General features: G+C 38.3%; 22 protein-coding genes and 1 pseudogene. 2 read left to right on the top strand and 21 right to left on the bottom strand.

Annotation, left to right across the window (positions count from 1 at the left end):
- The 20 genes and pseudogenes from BXY_RS07775 to BXY_RS07680 all read right to left on the bottom strand — a co-directional run.
- Positions 1 to 270: pseudogene (locus tag BXY_RS07775) on the bottom strand (glycosyltransferase family 4 protein); the annotation flags it as partial.
- Positions 246 to 851, bottom strand: coding sequence for an acyltransferase (locus tag BXY_RS07770; protein ID WP_015531631.1), 606 nt, complete (start codon positions 849 to 851; stop codon positions 246 to 248). The pseudogene BXY_RS07775 and the gene BXY_RS07770, both read right to left, overlap by 25 nt.
- A gap of 3 nt (positions 852 to 854) precedes the next feature.
- Complete coding sequence (locus tag BXY_RS07765; protein WP_015531630.1) at positions 855 to 1,976, bottom strand: glycosyltransferase family 4 protein; 1,122 nt, start codon at positions 1,974 to 1,976, stop codon at positions 855 to 857.
- Between the two features lie 52 nt (positions 1,977 to 2,028).
- Positions 2,029 to 2,907 carry a DUF4422 domain-containing protein gene (locus tag BXY_RS07760; RefSeq protein ID WP_015531629.1) on the bottom strand — a complete coding sequence of 293 codons (879 nt, stop codon included), beginning with the start codon at positions 2,905 to 2,907 and terminating at the stop codon, positions 2,029 to 2,031.
- A complete protein-coding gene (gene glf, locus BXY_RS07755; protein WP_015531628.1) occupies positions 2,894 to 3,994 on the bottom strand; it encodes a UDP-galactopyranose mutase in 1,101 nt (366 codons plus the stop codon). The genes BXY_RS07760 and glf overlap by 14 nt, the downstream gene beginning before the upstream one ends.
- Before the next feature lie 627 nt (positions 3,995 to 4,621).
- Entirely contained in the window at positions 4,622 to 5,044 is a 423-nt protein-coding gene (locus tag BXY_RS07750) for an acyltransferase family protein (protein ID WP_208946914.1), read from the bottom strand.
- 5 nt (positions 5,045 to 5,049) lie between these two features.
- Entirely contained in the window at positions 5,050 to 5,883 is an 834-nt protein-coding gene (locus tag BXY_RS07745; protein WP_262483687.1) for a glycosyltransferase family 32 protein, read from the bottom strand.
- A gap of 187 nt (positions 5,884 to 6,070) precedes the next feature.
- Positions 6,071 to 6,895, bottom strand: coding sequence for a glycosyltransferase family 8 protein (locus BXY_RS07740; RefSeq protein WP_015531624.1), 825 nt, complete (start codon positions 6,893 to 6,895; stop codon positions 6,071 to 6,073).
- 61 nt (positions 6,896 to 6,956) lie between these two features.
- Positions 6,957 to 7,400, bottom strand: a complete 444-nt coding sequence (locus tag BXY_RS23510) for an acyltransferase (RefSeq protein WP_243442484.1) — start codon at positions 7,398 to 7,400, stop codon at positions 6,957 to 6,959.
- Between the two features lie 337 nt (positions 7,401 to 7,737).
- Positions 7,738 to 8,676: a glycosyltransferase family 2 protein gene (locus BXY_RS07730; RefSeq protein ID WP_243442483.1), complete on the bottom strand. Its 939-nt coding sequence runs from the start codon at positions 8,674 to 8,676 to the stop codon at positions 7,738 to 7,740.
- A 14-nt stretch (positions 8,677 to 8,690) separates the two neighbouring features.
- Complete coding sequence (locus BXY_RS07725) at positions 8,691 to 9,677, bottom strand: acyltransferase family protein (RefSeq protein WP_243442482.1); 987 nt, start codon at positions 9,675 to 9,677, stop codon at positions 8,691 to 8,693.
- A 10-nt stretch (positions 9,678 to 9,687) separates the two neighbouring features.
- On the bottom strand, positions 9,688 to 11,226 hold the full coding sequence (locus tag BXY_RS07720; protein WP_015531620.1) for a lipopolysaccharide biosynthesis protein: 1,539 nt from the start codon (positions 11,224 to 11,226) through the stop codon (positions 9,688 to 9,690).
- Positions 11,227 to 11,245: 19 nt separating this feature from the next.
- Complete coding sequence (locus BXY_RS07715; protein WP_015531619.1) at positions 11,246 to 11,719, bottom strand: acyltransferase; 474 nt, start codon at positions 11,717 to 11,719, stop codon at positions 11,246 to 11,248.
- Between the two features lie 244 nt (positions 11,720 to 11,963).
- On the bottom strand, positions 11,964 to 13,277 hold the full coding sequence (locus tag BXY_RS07710; RefSeq protein WP_015531618.1) for a UDP-glucose dehydrogenase family protein: 1,314 nt from the start codon (positions 13,275 to 13,277) through the stop codon (positions 11,964 to 11,966).
- 162 nt (positions 13,278 to 13,439) lie between these two features.
- On the bottom strand, positions 13,440 to 14,114 hold the full coding sequence (locus BXY_RS07705; protein ID WP_015531617.1) for a DUF4276 family protein: 675 nt from the start codon (positions 14,112 to 14,114) through the stop codon (positions 13,440 to 13,442).
- Positions 14,115 to 14,128: 14 nt separating this feature from the next.
- Positions 14,129 to 15,208: an AAA family ATPase gene (locus BXY_RS07700; protein ID WP_015531616.1), complete on the bottom strand. Its 1,080-nt coding sequence runs from the start codon at positions 15,206 to 15,208 to the stop codon at positions 14,129 to 14,131.
- A gap of 120 nt (positions 15,209 to 15,328) precedes the next feature.
- Positions 15,329 to 17,752, bottom strand: coding sequence for a GumC family protein (locus BXY_RS07695; protein ID WP_015531615.1), 2,424 nt, complete (start codon positions 17,750 to 17,752; stop codon positions 15,329 to 15,331).
- Positions 17,753 to 17,776: 24 nt separating this feature from the next.
- Positions 17,777 to 18,583 (bottom strand): polysaccharide biosynthesis/export family protein, encoded by an 807-nt coding sequence (locus BXY_RS07690; RefSeq protein ID WP_015531614.1) that lies wholly within the window; start codon positions 18,581 to 18,583, stop codon positions 17,777 to 17,779.
- Positions 18,584 to 18,647: 64 nt separating this feature from the next.
- A complete protein-coding gene (locus BXY_RS07685; RefSeq protein ID WP_015531613.1) occupies positions 18,648 to 20,054 on the bottom strand; it encodes an undecaprenyl-phosphate glucose phosphotransferase in 1,407 nt (468 codons plus the stop codon).
- 150 nt (positions 20,055 to 20,204) lie between these two features.
- Positions 20,205 to 20,354 (bottom strand): hypothetical protein, encoded by a 150-nt coding sequence (locus BXY_RS07680; RefSeq protein WP_008021935.1) that lies wholly within the window; start codon positions 20,352 to 20,354, stop codon positions 20,205 to 20,207.
- Between the two features lie 153 nt (positions 20,355 to 20,507).
- Between BXY_RS07680 and BXY_RS07675 the strand changes: the two genes are divergently transcribed.
- Together BXY_RS07675 and BXY_RS07670 are read left to right on the top strand one after the other, a co-directional pair.
- A complete protein-coding gene (locus tag BXY_RS07675) occupies positions 20,508 to 21,140 on the top strand; it encodes a BT4734/BF3469 family protein (RefSeq protein ID WP_061448687.1) in 633 nt (210 codons plus the stop codon).
- A gap of 36 nt (positions 21,141 to 21,176) precedes the next feature.
- The gene (locus BXY_RS07670) at positions 21,177 to 23,009 is read left to right on the top strand and encodes a DUF3987 domain-containing protein (RefSeq protein WP_015531611.1); all 1,833 of its coding nucleotides are present in this window, start codon (positions 21,177 to 21,179) and stop codon (positions 23,007 to 23,009) included.
- A gap of 188 nt (positions 23,010 to 23,197) precedes the next feature.
- On the opposite strand, the gene BXY_RS07665 is transcribed toward BXY_RS07670, so the two are convergent.
- Positions 23,198 to 23,416, bottom strand: coding sequence for a DUF4248 domain-containing protein (locus BXY_RS07665; RefSeq protein WP_004313208.1), 219 nt, complete (start codon positions 23,414 to 23,416; stop codon positions 23,198 to 23,200).
- Between the last annotated feature and the right edge of the window lie 150 nt (positions 23,417 to 23,566).

Raw genomic sequence — 23,566 nt, 5'->3', positions numbered from 1 at the left:
ACTTCCCCTCCATTTTCTAATAATAAGACGTATAATTTCTTTTAGCGGATACGTTTTTACATATTTTTTTAATCTCCTATCTAGGCTCCGACGACGAATATCTTTAAGAAACGGGAATGATGACAATAAATACAAAAGTCCTCCTTTAAAACAAGCAATACAAGTATGAAAACTCTCTAAAGCCTCCCCTTGATAAAAGCCATTTACAGCCCCACGAGTATTAGCATTACCTGTAGGATGAGATATTACAATTTTTTTCTGTTTATCCATGCCTTCCAATATATTTTTAAGTCTCCACTCAATAATGATGGTACAACCAATTTGTCGTGTACACATTCCCGTTTTTTTATACAGACAGCAGGATTACCTCCCATAACACACATTGACGGTACATCCTTTACAACCACAGCACCTGCACCAATTATAGAGCCATAACCAATATGCCGACACGAAGGAAGCACCAATACATTTGAAGCAATCCATACATAATCTTCAATTTTAATTCCATAATGTTTTTGTTCCCATTCTGGAGAATTTATACAGTGACTTGTTGTTATAATTTCACTATCATTACTAATAATAACATTATTCCCAATATGAACAGGTGAGCGAGTATCTAATTTATCACTACCAATAGATGTATTGCTTCCTATGATCAAATTAGAATTAGCATGTCGAGCTAAATTCATCGAAATTAAGGAATCCGTTCCTATTATAGCACCTCTCTTCAACGCCCTTTTACGAGCCATTTCGTATTTTATCCATTGCTTAACGCGCGGATACAAGCCTAATATAAAATGCACAAAATTTCTTTCACTTATCTTCTGATAATAAATTGATTGTCTAAACATAATCTAACTCAATTGATTTATTAAATCTAGATATGACATATATGTAGTCTCCCAATTATACTTCTCTACAAGAAGCCGAGCTGCATTTCCGATCTTTTCTCTTAAATGTGGGAATCTAATCAAATGGACCAAAGATTCTTCTAATTGTAAAGGATTTAAAAAGTCTACAAAAATAATATTCTCATTATCTTTCATCGAACTGTCCGTCAAAATCCCTTTAGCCGTAACTACTGGTAATCCATTTTTCAAAGCTGCTGCTAATGAACCACTTTTAAACGAACAACCATAGTAAGTATCTTCCGGTAAAATCAAAATGTCAGATACTAAAAAATAGGGATTTATTTCATCTATGTTAAGAACACCTGTTTTATATACAATATCAGACAAATCAGTAAAAGTATCATCTATTTTGCCGATAAACAGAACCTTTACTTTATGTCCACTTCTCTTCAATCTTTCAATTACCTCAAGACTTACTTTTATATTCCTCTGTCCAAAAAAAGCTATAATTATTTCATCCTTAGCTGCAACTTTATTTCTAAGAGATAAAATCTCTTCTCTACTATTTATTTTTTCTGGAATATTACTTACTATAGGAATTTGTTCTATTCTTGAGGGATAATCGGGTACCAAAGTATTTATTATTTCACAGTAATATTTTATACTTGTAGCTATAATATTACTATTTATCAGAATCTTTTTAGTTACATACCGCATCATATAACTTATTATATCTTGCTTCAACCCTTTACCATAAAAAGTACATACCTCATGACAAAATGTAAATAATGGCACTCCATGTTTTCTTATAGCCCGTACTAACCCTATTAATGCAAAAGGTAAGCCATAGGGATGAAAGCCATGCGGAACATATTGCAAAGAAACCATTTCAATCTGTCGTTCCTTTATCACATTAATTACAGGTTGGATAGCCTGTTTATTCCATACCTTTACAATTGGAAATATATTTATCCCGTTAATATGATAATCTATCCGCTCATCTCGTTTACATACCACTATTACTTCATGCTTATGCCGGACAAATTCTAAAGCAAGATTATATGTATAATCTCCTACCCCATCCACAAGAGGAGGAAAATTATTTGTTATAAAAAGTATTCGCATTATTTAATTGCATAAACTGTGTTTTGTTGTCTTCATAGTCACTTCCAATCTATTAAATATTTATGTTATCAAGTTTAAAATACAAGTCAACATGACATTTACGACCATAACAATCAATATTTTTCATTCTAGGACGTAACAGACGAAACTTGATATTACTCCGGAAATTCAGAAAAGACATTTTTAACTTATTCTCTTTACATGTCATCGTACCAATCATACATACTGGCACATACTTTATTTTCAACTTATTATGCAAACAAAAAAGTGGAAGCATCAACTCACTCATAAAGCCAAAAACACGTTGCTGAAATTTATAATTACTCAACTTCACATATTTTTCTATTTCAAACAATAAAGGAAAAAGCCATTCACAATAGCGATCACAGACCTCACGAGAAGTAAAAAACATATTAAAACAGATTCTACGGTTATCACGATAGAAAAAGTCGGTTATAGTTCTCTCATAATCGGGATAATGCTTTATAATAATACGATTCATTATATAAAAATCCTCCATCACATGTGCATATATATAATCGTATCCTACTGATGCTTCCATTCGTGAAGGCTTAGGCAAAATGATATCATAATCACCCAACACTTCTAGCGGATTACTATAGGAACCATATATCTCACTAAAATCAGCATCTTTGTATGACACATAACCTCCATTCATAAAATCAAAATATCTCCGGTAATGCGCTAACCCGATATAATCTACATCCTTTAGATTCTTCCACGCCCAATACAGACCTGTCAGTTCGCAGTAATTCGGATTTTTCGCACTAATATTATCACCCGTATCATCTCCCTGAAAGCCCAAATCAACCTTTGATGTAGCCTTACCTACTTGTAAAGGCATATACAGTTCGTTGTCCATCACAAAATCTTTTTTGTGGGCACATACTATTATCTTACTCTTGCTCATACCGTTCTAATGCACTTTCTATTACCTTATCCATATCATAATACTTATATTCCGCCAATCTGCCTCCAAAGATTACATTCGGCTCTTTATCCGCCAATTCCTTATACTTCTTATATAAAGCTTCATTATGACCATCATTTACCGGATAATAAGGTTCGCTTCCCTCCGTCCATTCCGATGAAAATTCCTTGCTGATTACCGTATCGGATTGAGTACCAAACTCAAAATGTTTGTGTTCGATAATACGGGTATAAGGCGTAGCAGCATCGGTATAATTTACTACAGCATTCCCTTGATAATTTTCAACCCCTTCTAATAGTTCTGTTTCGAACCTCACCGTACGATAAGACAGTTTACCATAGCAATAGCTATAATAAGCATCAACTGCCCCTGTATAAACCGTTTTGTCAGCTAATGCCATCCATTCTTTTCTGTTTACCATAAAATCAGCAGAGAGACGTACATCTACCCCTTCAAGCAAACGATTAATCAACACGTTATAGCCTCCAATTGGAATGCCCTGATAAGGATCACGAAAATAATTATTGTCGAACGTAAAACGCACTGGCAGACGACGAATGATAAACGCCGGAAGCTCCGTACATCGGCGTCCCCATTGTTTTTCTGTATATTCCTTGATCAGCTTTTCATAAATATCCCGCCCCACCAACGAGATTGCCTGTTCCTCCAGGTTTTGGGGTTCTCGTCCTTCCATTTCTCGCCTTTGCTCTTCTATCTTAGCCTGTGCCTCTACCGGAGTTTTCACCTGCCACAGTTGATAAAAAGTATTCATATTAAATGGCAAGTTGTAAAGCTCACCTTTATAATTTGCCACAGGCGAATTTGTATAACGATTGAACTCTACTAAATCATTTACGTACTTCCACACACGTTTGTTGGCAGTATGGAAAATATGTGCACCATATTTGTGAACATTGATGCCTTTCACGTTTTCGCAATAGATATTCCCTCCCGTATGTGAACGAACATCTATCACCAGACAACTCTTGCCATGCAATGTTGCCTGATGCGCGAATGTACACCCAAAAAGCCCCGCACCAACGATAAGATAATCATAATGTTTCATCTACTCTTCGATTTTATGATAATGATTGATTCTTTTATTTTTTGATATATTTCCCGAACACCCAACGGAACCACTACCGAAAACAATGTATATACCATCCACCAATACCAATCATTGTATAGCTGTGGTATATCCGTAGGAGCACCATGATTATCAGGCATGAAATAATAGCGAATGAGATGCAAAACCCGTATACAAAAATAATTTGCCAATAAAATGGTTATTGAATGCCTTCCTACGTAGGAAAGTACATTTTTCATACAGGAATTCTTATTGATAAAAGACGATACACCCAACACCAAATAGCAACCACATAAGCTATAAACAAGAAATAATGTAGGGTTCTCTAAATTCAATGTTGCTATATTGATATGATCGTATCCCAAAAAATATCCGGCAAGCAATATAGTCAAAGCAGTCAGTACTCCTGCAATTGTATACCTAACGCAGCCATCATACCTCTTCCAAAGAAAGCCTAAATAGAACAATATGGAAACAACGAGTGCTAGCTTTATCTGTACATTACATTTAATGTCCAAATAGACAAAAACACATCCCACAGAATAACACAACAAGAACAATGCCCCTGTTACAACAGAACGATATTGTTTAAACAATTTACCCATCCTAAAAATAACCCAACTCAAAATACTTGTAAAAAACAAAACAAGAAAGAAACCAGTAAGGCCCCATCATATCTTCTGTAGGTATAAATCTAGGAATAGTGGTAAGTCCCTTCCACATGGCCTCCCTGATACTGTAAACATTATTCTCATAGGGGGGGGGGAGAAGTTGAAGCTTCAAAAAGATATTGTGCAATAACACAAAGATAAGTCCCCACTTCACGAAAGGCACCCATAAACCAGTGATTCTTTTCCAGATAAAAGCCTTCGGATTATCAAGATTCTTATCGGAAAAGAAATACCCACTCATCATAAAAAAGAATGCCATGTGAAACATATAAATGAAATAAAATAATGCATCAGGACAATAAGCATGACCTATACACATCAATATAATGGCAATTCCTTTACCAGTATCCACCAGCATATTTCTCATTTCCGGCTTATCATTCGTTTTAATTTGTTCATGACTTTCAATCCAATCCCCCATACTGAATAGATTCGGGGATAATTGTTCCGCAACCAATAGTTGAAATCATCTCCACTATCTGTCCAACTACCATTGCAAAGATGAATGGCATAAGAATCTTTCTTCAGATAAATAGCATTACCCACGATAACCGATGAATTCATCAACATCATATTATGATTCAACAATTGATCTTCATCCACAAAACGATAACCGTATTTCAATATCAAGCGTGTAATATGCTTACCTATGGTGTAATCATCCTTACTATGATGTTCCAAATCAAAATGCAGAGTATTATAATAATCCAGACACTCCTTGAGATATGGCAAGCCACTAACACTTCCCATTACGGCAGACAAAACACCAAAACCTTCAATTAAGTCATTCGGATTTAAGGGTTTCATATCTTGTCCTATCTTACACTGTTCCGTCTCTTCAAAGAAAAACGGATGTACTTCATGCGAAGTAAAAAAGTCATAATTCAGAAACGGTGTGAATGATTTCATCACCTTTACATCCGTATCCATATAGATTCCTCCTTCCGTATAGAGGGCATAAAGCCGTACATAGTCTGCCACAAAAGCCCATTTCTTTGCCTGATAAGCTTCACGGACAAACGAAACTGAATCGAAATCAAAGCTATGCGCATCCCATAAACGTAACTCATAGTCAGGCATTCTCTCCGCCCATGTCTGCACACATTTTTTCACAAATGGAGACATTTCTTTTCCTCCAAACCAACAATAATGAATAACTTTAGGAATCATTTTTCTTGATTGATTATCATTTTTCAATAAAATAACACGTGGCTGCCATCAAATTCATATTTCAAGTAATGACTGCGCTCACCTATCTTCTAATCGTTTTTGTATATCTTTTATCAAAATCTTATCAGAGACATACCATGGTCGGAAAGAAATAACTCCCATACGATCGAGTATTCTTTTTATGTAATAAGTCACCAGATGATACCCCTGAGGTTTATGACATTTTTTTTACAGGCTTACACAGCAAAGAGTTGTAATAGTCCCATCGATCCTGCATCAAATGAAAGCACTGCTCGTACACCCACGGACTCTGTCCTGCATAGTGTATAATCGCAGGATGATTTATCGCTTCTTTCAATTGCTGCCTGTAAGGAGGTTCGTAGAAGTAATCCCTATGAAAAAAGATATCCAGAATTCCATAACGCAAGTCAAGAACTATTTTAGTGTCTTGGCACACATGATTGATGGCATCTTGATCGGGAAAATGTATCTGGGCTTCATTTTTCCTAGCCCAATTAATAATAGACTCACAAATATTGTGTTCTCTCCAATATTCAAGATTTATCATAAGCACGCCTGTACAAATATACTTTTTCTCTGCCCCATATAGACAACGCTCATAAGTTTCCGGTTTGAACGACTGGATATCTATTACCCCTGCTACCGATTTACCTTCCATATTTACACTGAAAAGATGAGATATATCACTATCTATCACAATGTCTGCATCCAAATATAAAATATTTTTCACCTCACATGGCAATACTTCCGGCAACAATATTCGGTACCATGCATAAATCGACCAAGTATCTTTAAGCCCTTTCAGCTTGCTGTCATCTACATTATAAATGTGTATAGAGGATCTCTCCCCCCGATTTTGTAATATATTTTCTAAAGCACATCTGTTTTTATCCGATATACCATCAGTCAATATATACACATTCAATGCAATTGAACTATTGTTTTCTACTATACTTTTGAGAGTTACCGCCACATAGGGAGCATAAGCATCATTAATACAAAAAGCTATATTCATCATATTTATATATTGATATTAAGTTTTCATCTCAATCGATTTTTCTTGATTGATTATCATTTTTTCAATAAAATAACATGTGGCTACCATCAAATTCATATTTCAAGTCTCGGCTACGCTCACCTATCTTCTTGGCAGGAATACCCGCCACCACCGCAAACGGTTCTACATCTTTTGTCACTACTGCTCCCGCACAGACCACTGCCCCCTCACCAATTTTCACATTATCAAGTACCGTCACTTGGGCCCCCAACCAAGCCCGACTACCAACATAAATTGCTCCCCGTTTGCTAGGACTACCCCGAAAATATGGATCATTCATATCATGGCTCTCTGTCCAAAGGTGTACCTCTGAACTAAGGTTAACATTTTCACCGATATAAATGCCTTGCCGTGCATCCAAAATACAATTATCACCGATAATACTGCCCCTGCCGATATGCAGACTATACCCCGCCCGGATCTCACAACCAAAATAAATGGTACTGTTCGGATGACAGTCTACCAAAAAAATATATTTATACACCCAATTACGCACAACATGAGATGGAAAATATTTTATGGTATGAATCAAATATTTTGAATATCCGTAGATGATACAAAATATTTTTTTCTTTAAAACTCTCGCCAAAGAGAATCCAGAAGCGTGTTCATTCCGTTTTTTTGCAAAGCAAGATTCATAGGGGTGGGCAGTTTTTCACAACACGCATTCAGACTATTATCTTTCTTTTCCGCAAGAAATGCTACTCTGCTACGTTGATTCACGATTCGCAAAGGCACACATAAAACAATGAATACCAGATAACGTCTGAAAATATAAAGTAAAACGATAAAGAATAAAAATTTCATTTTAGGTATTTATTACTGATTATTGCTGCAATTTTCCAACCAAACAAGAATTTGAGCACACTAATGCTTCTTCGTTTCGGCAGAAATAATACAGTATTTGTCTCTTTACAATATGCCTCAATTTGTGGCAATAGCGGCTTTATCAAGGGATAATTAAAGAATATATACGAACCCATCACACGCCCGCAAATTTTTCTCGTTTCCTCATCATTGCGATAAGAGTAAATCAAGTTACTTATAATACGATGCGTTTCACACACACTATCTATCGCTTTCAGAGACATCTGCATACTAACGCCATTACCCGTTTGCCACCATACGGCGTATTCACTTCTCACAGACAAAGCTTTATCCGCCGCTGCATAAATGCGTGCAAAAAATTCCCCATCCTGATTTTTTATAATACGTTCATTCCATCCTTTTACTCTATCTACCAACGAACGATGCATTAAATGACAATGAGGACAATTGAAGCCTTTCCCCCTCCAGATATCCAACAATAATTCTATGCCCGGAACATAATCTCTATCTATTCCCCTAGGAGGAAGGAGTCGTTGACCATCGGGATAATACATCCTTACAGGTGAAAAAACTACTGTCTGCCGAGTTCCTTCACTTAAAATGCGTTCTATCTGACTTTTTATTAGATTGTCAGAACAATAATCATCCGCATCCATGAATTTTACATATTCCCCTTTCGATTGTAAGAAAGCGTAATTACGTGCGGAATTCCCCCCTTTTAGTGGATTCACATATACATGTATTTGTTCCGATGCATATTGTTGAGCCACTTTTAATGATTCGTCTGTTGAATGATCGTCTACAATAATCACTTCTATATTAGGATAAGTCTGTCGCTTTATCTTTATTATCGTATCTGCTATATATTGTTGGGCATTATAAAGAGGAATAAGAACAGATACTAGTGGAAGCATATTCATTTTCTATATTATAAATTAATGAACTTATTTTGAATATAAAGCCGCAATTTGTCCACCAACGAACATCCGACTACAATCATCAACGACAATAAAAGAATCCAACCCAAATTATATTTTTCAAAATGAAAAAAAGAAGTCACCAAAGGAGGAAAATAAAAACTTGTATGAATGAGATAACAAGCCAATACGGAAGAAGCCAAATAATTAATACACTTATTATAAAAATAAAAGCGTTCTGCTGATACTACCAAACAAATGGCAAATATCAAAATGAACGGATTATAATACTTATTCACATAAGGCATTATAGCCGAATAATTACCTGCATACCAACCGTAAAAAACAGGCAACAAGAAAAGAAGAAGAGAAGGAAAAACAAGATATACCATTCTTGCTTTCCACATATCAGAAAGAAATCTTCTGACGTAACGTGCCACAGCATATATCTCAAGCAATGTGAACATGTTTAAAGCACTTTCTTTATACACCCACAATCCAACACTAATATACATCATTACCAGTATTAAAGCAGAAAACGAACGGATACTCAATTTATCCAAGGTTGCATTAATACTATCCGAAAACAGATAAATCGTAATATACGCATGCATGAACCATTGCCCAGAAATACAAAAAGCGCTGAGTATCAACAATTTTCCCCCCCCAATTCCGTTCGGATAAAAAATATGGGCAACCATATAAAACAAGAAAATATAGACAAAACATTGTAAAATAATATCTATCAAGCGATTCTTCTTAAAATGAATACCATAATAACCGGAAATAAACATAAATACAGGTACTCCAGTTTGTCCCAACGCATGGAATATAAGTTTGATCAATGTTTCACTGTCATGCCCGCAGACAAAATCCGCCGAATTATACCGATAGGCATTAGCACAAAAATGAAACATCACAATCATTGTCATCGACAATATACGTAATAGTTCAACCGACGAATTACGAGGGCGTTTTTTTAATACAGAAAGTATCATAAAGAGAACACTATTTATTTTTTCTACTATCAATCAATCGCCCAACAAACAACCGAATGGGCTTAAAGCAAACATAAAAGACCGGAATAAATACCAACAAGTAAATAGAAATAACAATCGTGGAATATTTTATCCATTCCCAATAAGTACGCGGCATATTAAGTTGTATAAAGTTCTTTATATACAAAACTATTGCAAATGAAACTATAATAATTAGAAGCAACAATAATTGCTTATGCCAATACTCCCTCACAGAAGATTTAAAGCCATATTTAAACAAGAAATAAGGCTTCCAAATATGCAGAATGAACAAGCTACTACAACAATCCCCTGCTATAACACCTGCAAGACCGAAAAAATATCCACCAACAAGTCCCACTCCTATGGTAATGACAAGTGTTGCCAAAGGTGCCCATACATCTTGAAATAGACCATAACCATAAATAAACTGTTCGGTTGTTCCACGAGTTTGACCTAAAAAAACATTTAAAAGTAAAATAATCACAATAGATGAAGATAATAAATACTTCTCACCCAGCCAGATCGAAATAAATGGATCTATCAATGTATAAAATGCAAATATCGTAAACGCTGCTGCTGCCATTCTCACCCCTTGTAATTCCCAATATATCTCTTTTATCTTTTTTATATTTCCTTGAGCTATGAGATTACCCACTCCCGCTCCCGTACTATTAAGGAGATTGTCAAACAGTTGTTGTACCTTAAACGTAATGATAGTATAGTTGCCATAATAAGTTACAATAGTCAGTGAACCATACACATAGATTAAAAACGGCAATAACTGATTCCGCCCCATACCTGCCAATACGTGTACAAACATCTGTTTCGCTTTGGTAATTATTATCTTATATTCTCTATAATACCGTTTACCTAAGCTTACCGAACAACAAAGCCAAGGATACGTTTTACTTATTTTATAATTCAAAATGAGAGCATAGAGAATATTAAATGAAAACTCAATTATAATCCAAACATAAAAATTACACCAATAAACAGCCCCCCCCATTTGAACCAAAGTCTTAATTATATTGGCTGTTTGAAAGTAGCCTGCAACCACATAGTTTTTTTGATCAGCTCCTAATAAGGTTTGCCGATAATTGATAAAATAGCCTATTAAAGAGGAGAAAAGAAAACCATAATATACTGCATATATCACTCCAATACTAATATTCGTATCACCAAAGATCAACGGAAGAAAGAAAGACAATATAATACCTAATACTAAAATAATAAACCCAATTCTACTATACAAATAGCCTAAAACAGAAACTATCTCAATTATCTTTTTCTCATCTTTATCAAAAATAGGTTTATAGAGCACATAACCAATAGATGCCCCAATACCTAAATCCGCCAAATTAAGAAAACTCAACAGGTTCTGTAAAGTACCTGTAAGTCCTAAAAATTCCGTTCCAAGATAATTAAGGAATATTTTTCTCGAAAAGAAAGATATTCCTAATACAAGAATATAAAAAATCAGATTTATCTTAGCATTGAGTACACTTTTCTTTATTCTAGATTCCTGCATACCTAAACTTTAATCAATTTCAATGATCTTTCCATATTATATCTGTCTTCAATGGTTTATTATTAAATATACACTCAGGTATATCGTTAGATTTGTGAATAGTACATCCATACGGGATAATAGTACCAGTAGCTATATTGACACCTTTCAATATAGTAGCATGCGAACCTATCCAGCAATGTTCTCCAATACGAACAGGAAGAGAAGTTTCCTGTACTTCTCCTTTCCAATAGATGGGATGTCCGTCATTATCAAGAACTGTAATATTCCACCCCATTAACGTACTATCGCCAAAAGAAATTTCTTTATTAGCAAGAATATTACAATTAGCATTGCAAAAGAAATCTTGTCCAAAACTAAGAGTAGCTCCTTGACGAACCACCACATTACTTCCTTTACTTATGCATGCTTTCCCATTGAATATCACCGTACTATCATCGAATACACAAAAGCGCGTTTTTCCTTGTCGCAAACCATAACTTCCACCCCACATACCTATTTTTATGTCATGTTTTTTTACCCCCCCAGTACGTTTATTCGGATTCTGGCTTTAGGAGAGATATAACATTTGGTATTCCAATAGATAAGAATCGGGCAGCAAATAGCCATCTTTCTTGGCATATATCTAAAACAGAATATATATGAGCGAATAATTGAAAGCCAATATAACATTTTTCCCATAATTACACTTTTTTACACTCACCTATTAAATAATGTAAATTCAAAAGTTTCAAAATTTACTTCTCCCCTATTCTTGTATAACAAAATCCTATTTCTTCCAATTCTGCACGATTCCAAATATTACGTCCATCTACAATGTAATTTCCATTCATCACCTTCTGAATCACATTCCATGTAGGTAAACGAAACTGTCTCCATTCAGTCATCAGCAGCAGGGCATCAGCACCATCAGCACAATCATAAAGGTTCTCTGTATAAGTCACCGCATCACCGATACGGCGCTTGCATTCATTCATTGCAATAGGGTCAAATACTCTCACGATGGCACCATCCTTCAGCAACTTATCAATCACGACCAAAGCCGGGGCCTCGCGCATATCGTCAGTATCCGGCTTGAAAGCCAACCCCAACAAAGCAATGTTTTTTCCTTTCACATCACCCATCAGACGGATAAGTTTATCATAAACAATACTTTTCTGACGATCGTTAACACGCTCCACTGCTTCAATCACCTCCATGTGATAGCCGTTGTCGATGCCTGTATGCACCAACGCTTTCACATCTTTCGGGAAACAGCTGCCACCATATCCACAACCGGCATAAAGAAATTTCTGACCAATACGCACATCAGCTCCAATGCCTTTACGTACATGGTTTACATTAGCTCCTACTCGTTCACACAAATTGGCTATATCATTCATAAAGCTAATACGGGTAGCCAGCATGGCATTTGCTGCGTATTTAGTCATCTCTGCACTAGGAATATCCATAAAGATTACACGGAAGTTCTGAAGCAAGAAAGGTTGATAAAGCTTAGTCATCACCTCCTCGGCCTTCTTACTCTCAATACCTACTACCACCCGATCAGGACTCATAAAATCTTTGATAGCAGCCCCCTCTTTCAGAAATTCGGGATTACTGGCTACATCAAAGGGGATATCTACCCCACGTTTGTTCAGTTCTTCTTGAATAACATCTTTCACCTTTTGAGCAGTGCCAACGGGTACGGTAGATTTTGTTACCAAAATGGTGTACTTATTGATATTTTGACCAAATTGATGAGCCACGGCAAGTACATATTTCAGATCGGCACTACCATCTTCATCTGGCGGAGTCCCTACGGCAGAGAAGACCACTTCCACATCATCCAGTACTTCAGTCAAATCTGTTGTAAAGTTCAATCGTCCATAGCCCACGTTACGTTTCAACAATTCATCCAAACCGGGCTCATAAATAGGCATTTCACCCCTTTTCAGTTTATTGATCTTATTTGCGTCTACATCCACGCAGGTCACTGTGGCACCCATTTCGGCAAAACAAGTACCAGACACCAAGCCCACATAGCCTGTGCCAACAATTGCTATTTTCATATATTGTTATTGATTAAATTCCTGCTAATTTTATGCAGAATTAAGAGTATATCTCATAGGGTAAATACTTGGAAGTATTCACCTATATAAAAATTGATTGATGTATAATTAAGTTTTTAAAGTTTATTCTTCCTTTGCTTTGTGTTCTCCATACACGTGATGTCAGCTAGCATTTGCAACAGACTGAATTATCCCAATTAACTCTTCTATCCACTTATCAAAACGAGGGCACTTTGCTCTCATCGTTTCTACATCCAGTTCATCAAGTACAAGTCCACTATCGGCTACCTTGTTGTAATTAAAAATACGTAATAGCCTTTTCGAAGGCGCAGTTTCCACCCCTCCGTTTATATCTTCGACGTTTGCATAAGAATCTATGATTTCCTGAATCTGATCCAGTTGCCCGCTATCATCAAGCAGCAGATTAAATCCATCCATAGAAACAAACAATAAAGTTTCAAACTCATATTTCTGTATGTAAGGCACCAACCTTTCATACCCCAGATCCGACTTTATTCCTTCCTCAATGGCATCTATATTCCTGCACTCAAGACTGTAGTTAGGAAAATCATTGGGTAATCTAAAGAAATCCAAGAAAGTGGTTATCCATACATTACCTTGCTGGGCGGCAACCCGCTCCACCTCATTCTTCAAATAAGTATAGTTCACATTTCCACCTTTTCTGTTCAGCTTACGATTAGTGGTAATTTTTTGGGCATTCATGCTCCATTGATAAGTCCCAACATACTTATAAAGATAGGGAATAATCATCTTATTAATGAAAGTAACCTCACAATCACCCTCTACGATAAAAACCAGTCTGTTTCCTTTTTCCATAGTGCCAGTCCGCTTTAGAAAGGCTGTCCGCCAACAAGATTCTTCTCCCACAACTCGCCCATACTATAATCCTTCAGCCACCCCTCCAAATCCTTTCCGTCCAGACGACAGAATACTGTTTCGTTTCCTTTTCTATCAGCAACGATAATATCTTCTGGAGCGAAATTATCCACCAAATTCACGGACTGAGTCGATACGATGATTTGAGAACTTGAAGATACTTTCTTCAACATGGCGCATAGTTTGTTAATGGCCAAGGGATGCAATCCCAGTTCCGGTTCGTCTATCAAAATGGTTTGAGGCGGTTCTGGTTGCATCAGTAATGCAGCCAGACAAATGAAACGCAAAGAGCCATCGGACAACTGATAAGCATTGAATGTCATATCCGGCACATCTTTCTGTTTCCATTCAAGACGAATTGTATTCGGATTCAATCGATTGGGTTCAAGCACGAATGAGTCGAAAAACGGCGAAACCGATGCCACCATTTTCTCTATTCGCAGGTAATGCTTGAGATATTTCTGTTTCAGTAAATATAAATATGGCGCAATGTTCGATCCGTCACGTTTGAGACGTACATTGTCGTGTAAAGGTGCAAAGTCTTTCATAGGCGACTTATCACCCGTATCATGGAAATGATAAATCTCAAACTGTTCCAACAAAGGACCTACATACCACGCCTGTCCACAGCGGTCCCGCTTGATAGACGCCTCTTCCTTGTTTGTGTCGCAGGTCTGGGTATGCCAGATTGCCCCACTGAGGAAGGCTGTTTTCGCTTCTCTCACAAACAATCGGTCCTGTGATTCCTCCAACACGACGATATATCTATTTTTACTGTGGTCGTGCGTAAACAACAAGTCCACGATGATTCGGTCAGTATACTTCTTGCCATTATAAAGCAGACAATTAGCTCCTCCTTTTCTCAATACATGATTTTGCAATTGTTGCTCATAGATATCACGTATCAGTTCAAAGGCTGAAATAAAATTAGTCTTACCTATACCATTTCCACCTATCAAGATATTGATGGGACTTAACTTCACCTCTTGTGCCTTGATGGACTTATAGCCTTCTATTGTTATAGCATCAATCATAATCTAACTTACATTTACATGCAAAGATAGCACATTTTCTCAAACAATGATACTTGTCGGTTACTCTTCTAAAAATAGTTCTTCAAAAAAGATTTTAAAGGCAAGAATTATTTCAGCTATTTATTCTCCCTTCGTTTTATGCTCCCCATAGCCATAGCCGTAACCATAGCGTTTGCCATAACCATAGTACTTGCCATACTTACCGTAACCATAATAATAACCATATTTCTTCTGTTGAAGATCCAAACCATTAATGACGGTGCAGAGATTGGGCAGCTTATTGTTTTCAGCCAGTTCGTTAATCAGCGTAAACTCGGCTTTACGGGTATAATCAGCACGACAGACATAAACGGACAAGTCAGCCACACGACCTATAAGCAAAGTATCTGTTACCATACCGACCGGGGCAGTATCCAGTATCACATAATCAAAATTCTTTTTCAACGTTTCAATCGCCTTATCCAAGCCATCACGAGCCAATAATTCTGTCGGATTAGGAGGAACTGTACCACCGGGAAGAATATACAGACTCTTGCTGACATCAGAAGCCTGAACGAGATCCATCAGATTCTTTTCAGAATTCGACAGATATTGAGTAATCCCCTGTTCTTTTCGAGCAATATTAAAAACTTTATTCAAACCGGGTTTACGAATATCAAGACCGACAATAACTACCTTCTTTCCTAATAAAGAAAGACTGACAGCAAGATTTGCTGATATAAATGATTTACCTTCGCCACTGACCGTTGAAGTCACTAGGATTACTTTCTGACCGTTCCCCAACATAAATTGCAAATTCGTACGCACATTACGGAAAGTCTCACTCATCAGGTTATTTTGATTTTCAAATACGGTTATAGAACCTGTTTTTTCTGCAGTCAAAGGCACATCTCCTACAATAGGCAGACGAGTCAGTTTCTCTACATCGCCACGACCTTCAATCTTGAATTTAGTAAGACCGATCAGAAAAATGACGCCGATGGGCAAACCTACTCCCAACACGAAAGCAATCATATAAATCATTTTAGGTTTCGGAGAAACCGGACCTCCTTCAGCTGCCGGCTCATCTATAATCTTAGCATTATTTGCCGTAGCAGCTAACGTGATAGCATTCTCTTCACGTTTCTGCAAAAGCATCAGATAAAGTCCCGCCTTAATCTCTTGTTGACGGGCAATACTTACATACTGTCTTTCCTGTCCTGGAGCGTCACTGATACGACGGGAAAAACGACTAGCTTCACGATCCAAATCAGCCTTGACTATAAGTAAACCTTGCAACGTTCCGTCAATAGCAGTTTTAACATTCGCCCTCATTGCACGAATACTCATATCCAGATTGATAATCATCGGATTGTTTTCAGTTGAGGTACGCAACAAACGTTTACGTTCGATAACCAGTTCATTATAACGTTCTAATTGAGTAGTCAGTCCATTGTCTGTTAAACCAATGTTACTGGGAAGCACCTCATATTCATTCAATGGATTATTGATATATTTCGCAAGGTCACGAACCAAATTAATCTGTGTACCATTCTCCACTCTTTTCTTTTCATATTCAGCATTTCCTGATACAGCTAATTGAGCATCACTGCTTATATCCGTCAAACCGGCATTCCGCTTAAATGTCTCCAACTTTTCTTCCGTATTGCCCAATTCCTCATCTATAATCTTAATACGCTCATTGATAAACTCTCTCGTCTTTTCAGCCACTTCATTTTTATCATTGTTCGTATTCCGGTTATACATTTCCATCAGTTTATTGATAAAGTCCTGTCCACGCCGTATATTCGTATTAACTAATGAGACTGTGGCAACGGAAGTTGCTTTAGAAGTGGGCGCAATCGTTAATGCCCACTGATACCCCTTTGCAACTCCAAACGGCTGGCTAACTACCGCACTGATATGCCGGACATCCTTCTGGCCTTCGACCTGACCGTTTGACAACGAATCTCTCAATGTGAATCCAAAGGTCCCTACATTGGTAGGAAATACTGCCGGTAACTTATCAAAACGCTTATTATATTCATTCAAACCCACTTTCAGATTCACATCCAGTCCACCATCGGAAGCCAGTTTCATGTCAATCAAAGCCGCATTTGGAAGTTTGTCCGCTTCTTGGGCTGTCAAATTCACCACAACAGGAGAAGTCTTATACATTTCTTGCCTGGGAAATTCATCCTCATCATAATAAGTAATATAAAGTTCCAAATTATTGACGACCTCCTTGAGTATAGTCTTTGAACGGAGTACTTCTATTTCATTATCAATGCTCTGTGCTGAAGTAATGACTCCTCCTAATCCCAAGTTTTCTAAATCTGCCGATCCCGAATTTCCTCCTTTCTTATCATCCTTTATTATGATAGAAGCAGAAACCTGATACACAGGGATCTGGAAATATAAATATCCCCAAGCACCTATCAAACAAATCAAAACAGAAGCGACAAACCAAGGCCAATGGATTATATATCTGAAAAGAAGTTCCTGATAATTGACTTTCTCTTCATCCAATTCATTCATATTATTTTCGTACGAGTTTTCTTTCATTTTTGATTAATTTATTTTATGACTTTATTTTAGTATATTTAATAATAGACTTGCTATTGACAACAAAACTGAAACACCGGAGAACCACAATCCCGTACTAGTTCCAACATCCGAATTCTTAGCCTTAGTCTTATTAGGTGTCACATAAATTATATCATTCTGCTGTAACTGATAATAAGGCGAAAGTACCGTTTCAGCCTTATTCAAGTCCATAGTAATAATTTCCTGCTTGTTATCTTGCCCTGTCCGGATCAATTTCACATTATCACGCATACCATAAATAGTCAAATCACCTGCCATAGCGAGCGCTTCCAACAAATTAATTTTCTCGTTAGAGACTACAAAGCTTCCTGGCTTAGTAACCTCTCCCAATACCGAAATCCGATAATTAACAATACGCACAGTCACAAGCGGCGCTTCTTTCAAATAAACCTTCAACTTATCTATAATCAGATTTTCTATTTCCAGTTTAGTCAATCCACCTACATGAATCTCGCCCAATACTGGAAAGTTGATATTCCCCTGATTATCTACCAAATATTGCTGTAGAGCAGGTGATGCAGTTCCTTGTCCTACCGTCTTTCCTTCTGTTCCACTACCATTACCTGAATTTATCAAATTGAAAGGTGCAGCCAGTTCCGGAGTAGAACAAGATACGGCAATCGTCAACAAATCCTTGGGCATAACCTTCACACCTGTCTGACGAACACTCTGTTCTGTATCATTCACAAAAGTCGTATCCTGCAAATAAGGCACTTTCTTATATGATTGGCAGGATACCAGCAAAAAAGCAAGTAACGCACCAAAAGTCAATCGTTTCAATTTTCTCATAACCACCTACTCATGTAATTTTACAACTATTGATTTAATCTTTATTCAATTTCCAATTCCTCACCTAATAAGCCTCTTTATCCCCGCGGATTACGTTATACACAGTTTTATACATGATATATAAATCCAAAAGAAACGTCCAATGCTCAATATACCAGATGTCACGTTGCACACGTCCTTCCATCTGCCAAAGCTCCTTCGTTTCTCCACGGAAACCTGTCACTTGTGCCCAACCTGTAATACCAGGCTTTACAAAATGACGAACCATATATTTATTTATTAAATGAGAATATTCTTCTGTGTGCTTCAACATGTGCGGACGGGGACCCACTAAAGACATATCCCCTTTCAGGACATTAATAAATTGAGGAAGTTCATCCACATTCGTCTTACGAATCAGATCACCAATTCGGGTTTTACGAGGATCATGTTCTGTAGCTTGTAATGTATCACATTGAGCATTTACCCGCATTGAGCGAAACTTATAACACCAGAATTCACGACCATCCTCCCCGCTTCGTTTCTGCTTGAAAAAAACAGGCCCAGGCGAACTAATCTTTATAGCCAGTCCCACAATGATGTATATAATCGGGAAAAAAGTACAAAGGAACAGTAGCGAGCAAATAATATCAAAGCCACGTTTCATCATACGATTTTCCAATAATTCAAGTGGCTCACGACGGATAGAAAGTACCGGGACATTACCTAACATTTCAAAATACATTCTCCGTTTCAGATAGTTCCGGACATTGGGAACGCTAAAGAAACGAATCAGATGATTCTCACAATAGTTGATAATCGGCACAATTTCAGCACTACGGGCGGAAGGAAGGCTACAATAAAGCTGGTCTACCTTTCCCGCATTACGGGTCAAATAATCAACAGCTTCACACGGCTGTCCCAAATAAGCTATGTTCATAGGATAGCGATCTGACGGAAAATCTTCAAAATATCCCAATACACGATACCCGGATGTCGGATCATCTGTCATGGAATGATAAAGTTCCTGCATATTTTCATGGCTACCCACCAACACTACCTTTCGGACATTTTCCCCACTTTTGCGATAAAGCTCCAGAATAGATCGGAACGTCAGACGATAGGAAATGATAACGATAATGAGAACTATATAAAATACCCCCAACTGACGCAGATTGACACATTCAAAATGGAATATATATGAAAGCCCAAAGACTATCAATACAAAAGGAATCATATTCCGGGCCACCCGAAGCATAATTTGTTCCGGGCGAACCACCGGACGATGAAGGATCACTCCTGAACGGATGTTGCAAACCAGATAACATAAAGTCATCAGAGCCATGTTCTGGAGAAGAGGCATTGAATACTCAAATAGAGACCGGTTTTCCCAGATCGAAGTAAACATCCATAACAGCAAGTTCAATAAGATGATGTCCCCTAGAAGGACAAACGATTTTAGGACTTTATTGAAACGTTGGACTTCCTGCATTATTTTATTATCAATTGATTAAATTTCTTTCCCATCACCCGTGTTTCTCACGATAATCAATATAACGGTCGACCCATTCAATTGCTTTGGCTCGAAATTCCTCTTTGGTATGACAGTCATAGAAGTAAGCCAAAAGACGGGTGAAATGGCTTAAACGAACGTCTCCCCTTTTATAACCTTTGCATAGTAGACAGCTTTGCCCAAACCTATTTCAGCGCACATGGGAGCTATCTTCACACCTGCTTTCTTAAACTGCTCGGCGATGAAAAGGCCGAGTGCTACATGAGAGTACTTTTTCATTTTTGTAATTCTGTTAATTGTTAAAGTTATTAAATAATACATGATTCTACCTATAACTGTTCTGATATGTCAGAACAGTTGATTTAAAAGCTATTCCTACCTTCGCCCCGCGTTTTGAAAATTCAAGGCGAAAATCAAATAATTAGATACGTTATGACAAACGATTTTAGAATGTCTTATTTCATGCCTCCCATTGCGCCCATTAAAGACGAACACGGACAATTAGTTACTCCTCCTACGCTTATTCCCTGCTGCGAAGTCTCCGTAGAGCAAGTCTTTCAAATGATTACCTGCAACGAGAATCTCAAAGTTCTGACCGAACAAGTACGCAACTCCGAAGATATACGGACGGCAAAAGCATCACTATTACCATACGTGACTCCCTGTGGTACATTCTCGCGTCGCAGCAGCAAATGCCTCATAGATCCTTCCCTCCTAACAGTAGTAGATATAGACTATCTCACCTCCTATCAGGAAGCAGTGGAGATGCGTAAGACGTTGTTCAATGATCCTCTTCTCCACCCTGTGCTCACGTTTATCAGTCCTAGCGGACGAGGCGTAAAAGCCTTCATACCCTATAATCATTTACCCATGGCCGATGACGCAAACTGTATTACGGAAAAAATGAAGTTAGCAATGTTATACACTGTGATGATCTATGGTACAGGAACACCTCCTCCTTTCGGAGAAAAGAAAAAAGGCGTGGACTTTTCCGGTAAAGACATTGTGAGATCCTGCTTCCTTTGCCATGACCCGGGAGCATTATTTAGAGCCACCAACGAATAACCATAAATCATAAATTATAAATCATAAATCAAAATAATGACTGATATTGAATCTTTACGCCGCCTCACTGAAGCGGTTGAAACTGCAGGAGCGGATATTGCTCCTACCTATGCTGAATATGTACAACTGGCGTTTGCCATCGCAACGGATTGCGGAGAAGCGGGACGCGAGTTTTTCCACCGTTTGTGCCGGACGTCCGCCAAGTACCAACGTGAACATGCCGAACGGATATTCTCCAATGCTCTCACTACCCGACATGGGGAAGTGCACCTGGGTACGGCTTTCCATCTTGCCGAAATGGCAAATGTGAAACTCTGTAATACGGAAGTTATGAACAACCGTAGAAATACAGAAAATACGGAAAATACACCGTCCAAAGTTCTCACACACGCACACGTATATAATAAGGTGGAGAATGACGAACCGGACGAATCCGAAGAACTGCTGAACGGTAGTGACCCGAACCAGCCATTGCCCACTTTCCCCGAAGCGGACTGGCCGAAAATCCTCTTGCTCATCATGAGCTATGCCACCAGCCCTACCCAGCGTGACGTCATGCTGATTGGAGCATTGACTGCCATAGGTGCCAGCATGGAACGATATGTGAGATGTCCATACGCCGGCAAACTCCAGTCTCCTTGCCTGCAAAGTTTCATCGTGGCTCCTTCTGCCTCGGGTAAGGGAATTCTTTCGCTTATCCGTCTGCTCGTCGAACCTATCCATGACGAGATCCGCCAACAAGTAGCGACAGAGGTCAAGGCTTACAAAAAAGAGAAAGCCGCCTACGACGTCATGGGAAAAGAGCGTAGCAAAGTGGAAGCTCCCCAAATGCCCAAAAACAGAATGTTTCTCATCTCTGGCAATAACACCGGAACAGGTATTCTGCAAAATATCATGGATGCCAACGGCACAGGACTTATCTGCGAAACGGAAGCAGATACTATTTCTGCTGCCATCGGCTCGGAATACGGACACTGGAGCGACACGCTCCGCAAAGCGTTCGACCATGACCGTTTGTCGTACAACCGGCGTACCGACCAGGAATACCGGGAAGTAAAGAAAAGCTATCTGTCCGTCCTGCTTTCCGGTACGCCCGCACAAGTGAAACCACTTATTCCCTCGACAGAGAACGGTTTGTTCTCGCGCCAACTGTTTTATTACATGCATGGTATATGGGCATGGATCAATCAGTTTGAAAGTGGCGAAGCCGATCTGGAAGCTATCTTCACAGACATAGGCCTGGAATGGAAAAAGCAACTCGACCTGATGAAAACACATGGAGTCCATACGCTCCGGCTCACCGACGAGCAAAAGCAAGAGTTCAACACTCTCTTTTCCGATTTGTTCTTCCGTTCGGGACTTGCCAACGACAACGAAATGAGCAGTTCCATCGCCCGACTGGCTGTCAACACGTGCCGTATCATGGCAGAAGTAGCTATGATACGTGCACTGGAATGTGATCAACCTTACCAATTCAAAAATTCTTCTATCCATCTGCTTACTCCTGATAAGGAGATTGCCACTGATAATATCAAAGACGGCATTATCACCCGTTGGGATGTAACGATCACCGCTGAAGATTTTAAAGCGGTTCTGGAGCTTGTAACTCCGCTTTATCGTCATGCCACGCATATCTTGTCTTTTCTTCCCTCCACAGAAGTCAAGCATAGAGCCAATGCCGACCGGGATGCACTTTTCGAAGCAATGGGCAACCAATTCACCCGTGCACAGTTGTCGGAGCAGGCTACAATCATGAAAATCAAACCTAACACTGCTTTCGGCTGGCTAAATCGTCTGATTAAAAAAGGATTGTTTACCAACGCAGACGATAAAGGCATCTATACGCGTACGCACGTGTGCGTGTGTTAGGGAGAGGGGGGTAAAAGTGTATTTCTTGTATTTTAATAAAGCATCGCTTTAGCGTTCGTAAAGCATAGGTTTAGCAACCATAAAGCGCCGCTTTATCCCACACAAACCGCCTCTATTCCTCTCTCCATCTCCCACTTTCATTTTTCAACTCTCAACTCTCAATTCTCAACTCTCAACTCTCAACTTCTTCAAGGTTCTCCCAAAGCGTCCACAATCACTCTCACCTCCAACGGTGTGAATGAGCGACGCTTTGATTCGTACCCTAAGTCGTACAGACGTTGCAGAAGTCCGGGACATAAAGAGATCCATTTCTTCATTTTTCGATAAGCAGCAATGTCGGTAAGTGTCGGAGAATAAAGTTGCGCCAGTTCCATGCGCCCGTAGGCACGTATTTTGAATTCGGTCATAATGGATAAAATTTTGATTTACAGTTACAAAAATAACAAAATAGTACCACATAACCAACGCTTTTCCATTGAATAAACGACCATTACGACATATAATTGACAACAATCGTGTGCAATCGAAAACAATTGATTTATCGATGTTTCAGGATA

This window comes from Bacteroides xylanisolvens XB1A (assembly GCF_000210075.1).
Classification (GTDB): domain Bacteria; phylum Bacteroidota; class Bacteroidia; order Bacteroidales; family Bacteroidaceae; genus Bacteroides; species Bacteroides xylanisolvens.
The sequence above is the reverse complement of the archived record's forward strand: the minus strand, read 5'-3'. Positions and strand labels throughout refer to the sequence as shown.